We start from the raw sequence: 4,820 nt of genomic DNA, 5'->3' as shown, positions 1-4,820 counted from the left end.
CCTGCGCAAAATGGCAAAGGAAATCAAGATGGATCATGCCCTGGCTATTGAGCTTTGGACCAGCGGCGATTTCCTGCCCAGACAGCTGGCCATCTTAATTATGGATAATAAGGTTCTTACGCAAGATGTGGTCGATAAACTGGATAAGGATATTCAGGGCCACCCTGTTAACGAGCGAAATCAATTAATAGACTGGCTCATGGCCAATCAACTTACCAAAGACAAGAAAACTATTGCAATGATTGAATCCTGGGAAAACAGCCCTTCGCCTCTTCAAAGACGGGTTTTCTGGTATTATCAGGGGCGGTTAAGATGGGTTGGGCAAGTTTCTCCTGACAATACTGCATACCTGCTTTCTGCAATTGAAGCTAACATTGCCGGGGAGGCGTCCGAAGTGCAGTGGGCCATGAATTTTACTGCGGGCTGGATAGGTGTTTACGATAAAAAGTTCCGGGCACGTTGCGTTTCGCTCGGCAAGAAAACCGGCCTGTACAAAGATGAAATGGTATCAAAAGGATGTACTCCAAATTATTTACCGGAGTTCATAGCTATTGAAAGTAATAAACGAAGCCTGTAATGACCTGCGTGAGAGATACAAAGATTAAACATATAGAAAATGATTAAACTGAATAGTCGCAGCTCATCCCATTAACGGTGTTCAACTTAATTCTGATAACATTGCAGATGTTGTTAAAGCCTCCACTCTTAAGGGGGTAATTGATGAGAATGGATATGTATCTATTAAAGTTCCTTCAAACATTACCTTCGACCTTATTGTATATCATCTGATACACTGCAATCTTAGTTGGGGGCATGGTAACTACGGGGTTGTAAAAGATGAGAAAAGCGTTGTTACACTTTATACTCAACAGCTCTAAATGGGTTGCTTTTTGTAATATTACCCCGGACTGCTAACCCTGAATTTCTACTCTTCCTTTTTCTGATAGTATACGGGGCATTGGGTTATGTGATCTATACCTGTGCGTCCCAGCTGATTCATCAAAAGGAAGATGTATATGACAGAGTTAATGAAGAATATGGTGACTGTATGCTGGATGTACTGGAGGGCCTGGTCAAAGTAGAGGACAGCAAGGCGCAAATGCTGATCGATCTGATCGCAGATATACAGCAGAAGGCTTTGAAGATTAGTGAGTGTGCAGATGGGCGGGAAGGCGGAGACATCTGATAATATTTTCTTATTTTTAAATGAATTTACATTAACATCTCATGAAATTAATCGTGTTTCTCCTGTTGAGTGTGTTGTGCTCACTAAGCAGTACGGCTCAGATGACTTTCTCAATCAGTGGTACGATAGAAAATAGCAGGGGAGAAAAAGTTCCTTCGGTTACGGTATTTATCGATGGCACTTCCAGGGCTGCACAAACTGACGCTGATGGTAAATACGAGCTGGCAAACTTAAGCCCGGGTAATTTGACGGTGGTCACCAGCAGGCTTGGTTATGTTTCTGAAAGGAAACCATTGCTGTTTAGCAGTCAAACATCTGCCGGGCCTGTAAATCGTGCGGTCACCCTCAATTTTACCCTGCAGGATAAGAGTATCGTTCTGGATGAGGTGAAGATAGGGGACGGTTCAGGCCGTGCAGAGATGCTGCGCCTTTTTAATAATAGATTCCTTGGATTTACTGAAAATGGATTAAGCTGTAAAATTCTAAATACGCAGGTGCTGGAGTTGTCCACGATAAGAACAGTTCTGGTGGCAAATTCTTCTGATTTCATGATTATCGAAAATAAAAATCTGGGGTACAGGATAAAGTATCTCCTGAAAAGATTCACTTTCAACAGCAGCTCGTTCATAACTAACTATGACGGGGACTGTATTTTTGAAGAATTGCCCGGAAGTAAAAGAAATCGGCAGCAATGGGCCAAAAACCGAAAAAAGGTTTACGACAGCTCGTTTATGCGCTATCTGCGGTGTTTGTATGATGGCACTTTATCGCAAACGAAATTCAAAACGCTGGAATTTGCTGATGATCCGGGAGCCGTAAACGGCAGGACTGTAAAAAAGGAAGTGGTCGATATGCGTAAATATGTATCGAGGGTAGATAGTACCTTTGTTAAATTTGCGGTTAACGGAAAATTTTTCGTTATGTATGGGGATAGGGTTGACCTGGTGATGGCTAAAGTCAACGCCGGAACGCTTCCTGACTGGGAATTTTTTAGTAAACATAAGGTAACCAGGTCTGAATTTAACCTCTATCTTGATCATACTTTTATCGATAAGGGCGGGAGGTATCTGGATTACCGGAGTTTCCTGCTTGACGGGTACTGGGGCGGAAGGCAGATTGGCGACCGGCTGCCGTTTTCTTACGTGCCTGAATAGTCTGCCCCTTATTTCATGATTTGGTGTTTAAATTAAAGATATCAGTTTAATGTTAATGGGTAAATATATAAACAGAATTTCTTTATCTTGTTGACGATCAAACCTAACTAACGGTACAAATAGCTCTCATGATACGTTTCATTTTCTTTTTCTCTGCAATTTTAATTGGCCTGTTGGGTAGTTTAAAAGCACAGCGGCCGATAAGGATTTCGGGTACTACCGAAGAAATGAAGGACAATAATATTTCGGTCCGACGACTGCCGGCGTTTGTAATTCATAACCAGAAAATAATCTATTTGGCAGCTCAGAGCAGTAAAACCGGGGTCTTCGATTTTAGTTTCAGCATTAAGAAGCCGGAACTCCTGATATTCAGCGCTGTCTACAAAAATTGGTTCATCTATTTTAAACCGGGTGATTCTGTAAGTTTCAAGATAACAGGTAAGGCACGTGATCAGCAACTCGTATTTTCAGGAAAGGACGAAGCCAGGTATAATCTGGATGTTCTCATTTCAGATGCTTCTCTAAAAACGCCTTATTATCCGAAATACAATAACCTGATTGACTATAAAGAAGCCCTTAATAATTGGAAAAAGACGAGTGAAATGACGCTGGAAACCTATTTGACTAATCATTTGATGGATAAAGCAACGGCCGATCTGGCTAAAGATAAGCTCAGCTACCGGTATGTGCAATTGATTTATTCCGGGCTGGTTTATAGCAAGCAGGAAATAATTCCGGCTAACTATTTTATGGAAGCTGCAAAGTACCCTTTTACCCGGGACGAATTGCTTTTGACAATAGAGTATCGAAACGCGGTCTATTACAGATATATTGCCCGTAATGCTACCAATCAGACTTCAGATCTGGAGGCAATCTATCAGGGAATACAGTTATCCTTAAAAGGAAAGACCAGGGATTATGCATTGAGCTATCTGGCAGGAGAATATGCATTGAAGCAATCAACGGATGATAGCCGGATGCTGAGAAAGCTATTTGATCGTCTTTATGAGAAAAAGCCGGATTCTCTTTATTTATCTTATCTGAAGGACAATGAGATGAGGTATTTTATCATTGGTAAGCCGCTTCCTGATACGATACTGAACAAGACTTTGCTGACCAGTTATAGCGATGACAAACTGGTCAGTTTAGCGGAGTTGCTGGATTCTTATAAGGGTAAGGCTGTTTACATCGATATGTGGGCCAGTTGGTGCGCACCATGCCGTGATGACATTTCAAAATCGTCGGATACGAAAAAGATGCTGGGTGAAAAAGACGTTTCCTATTTGTATTTTTCAACTGATGCGGATGAGCGTGCATGGAAAAAAGCAAGTGAGCAAGATCGAACCACAGCCAATCAATACCTGCTCAAAGCTGACAGTTCTAAACAATTCAAGAGGTTTATTGAACTGTCCGGTATACCCAGGTATTTGATTCTCGACAAGGATCACCATGTAGTAGACTTGTTTGCTCCCCGTCCAATCCCGGATCAAATTGAAGAACTCCGGAAGATTGTGAGTAAGGTTGTCCAAATGAAATTATGAATTTAAGCACCTGACCGAGCTTAAAGGTGTACTCAATAAGTATACAGAAAAAGTCAGCATCTCTGAATATTGATGTATGTTTCCAAAATGATGATTGAATTGAAGGGTGTCTTATAGAAGTGATTTTATAGGCGTATGAGGCATAATTTGTAGTTTTTAATTTTTATGTACTACATAATAATTTTTTATTATATTTGATTTATTGCATGGATGTACTATCCGGCATCAACCAAATATAGTATTCATGGGCAGGATAATACGACGTTTTACTTCGCACAAGGCTTTACTGATCTGTATGATTGTAGTGGCTGCTGGTCTGAGATCTGCTGCTGCAACGGCAAAGGATGAGCAGGTAATTAATCACATTTACAAAGCAGGAGAGAATGGTTATGCCTGTTTTCGCATCCCTGCGCTTTTAACGACCCCTGACAATATCTTACTGGCTTTCGCGGAAGCGCGCCGTATGAACTGTGGTGACGCGGGCGATATTGACCTGGTGCTGAAAAGATCTGCTGATGGCGGGAAAACATGGAGCGCGATGCAGGTGGTCTGGAGTGATTCAACCAATACCTGCGGCAATCCTGTACCCATTTTGGATCGCAGCAATGGCCGCATTGTGCTGGTCAGTACATGGAACAGGGGTACAGATCATGAAAAACAGATCATGGAACGCAGCAGCAAAGATGGCCGGCATATATATGTGCTGACTTCGGACGATGAGGGCAAAAGCTGGTCCCCCGCACGGGAAATCACGTCATCCGTGAAAATGGACAACTGGACATGGTATGCTACCGGGCCTTGTCATGGCCTGCAGATCGCAAAAGGAAAGTATGCCGGACGCCTGGTGGTTCCGATAAACCATATTGAAAGTGGCCCAAATCAGAATTATGCACATATAATTTATTCAGACGATCATGGCAAAAGCTGGAATTTAGGCAG

The 4,820-nt window shown here is 42.2% G+C and carries 5 protein-coding genes; all 5 read left to right on the top strand.

The window, feature by feature from the left end:
* Positions 1-577, top strand: a 577-nt coding sequence (locus tag VK541_RS13040; RefSeq protein ID WP_324370751.1) for a DNA alkylation repair protein, incomplete at its 5' end; no start/stop codon positions are given.
* 306 nt (positions 578-883) lie between these two features.
* Positions 884-1,186: a hypothetical protein gene (locus VK541_RS13035; protein WP_324370749.1), complete on the top strand. Its 303-nt coding sequence runs from the start codon at positions 884-886 to the stop codon at positions 1,184-1,186.
* Positions 1,187-1,227: 41 nt separating this feature from the next.
* Positions 1,228-2,340: a carboxypeptidase-like regulatory domain-containing protein gene (locus tag VK541_RS13030; RefSeq protein ID WP_324370747.1), complete on the top strand. Its 1,113-nt coding sequence runs from the start codon at positions 1,228-1,230 to the stop codon at positions 2,338-2,340.
* A 128-nt stretch (positions 2,341-2,468) separates the two neighbouring features.
* A complete protein-coding gene (locus VK541_RS13025; RefSeq protein WP_324370745.1) occupies positions 2,469-3,881 on the top strand; it encodes a TlpA disulfide reductase family protein in 1,413 nt (470 codons plus the stop codon).
* A 244-nt stretch (positions 3,882-4,125) separates the two neighbouring features.
* Positions 4,126-4,820: sialidase family protein (locus VK541_RS13020; RefSeq protein WP_324370743.1), on the top strand; the 695-nt coding region annotated here is incomplete at its 3' end.

The organism is Pedobacter sp., from assembly GCF_035317785.1.
Taxonomy (GTDB): Bacteria; Bacteroidota; Bacteroidia; order Sphingobacteriales; family Sphingobacteriaceae; genus Pedobacter.
Note: the sequence above shows the minus strand (reverse complement) of the source record. Positions and strands in the feature narration are given on the sequence as shown.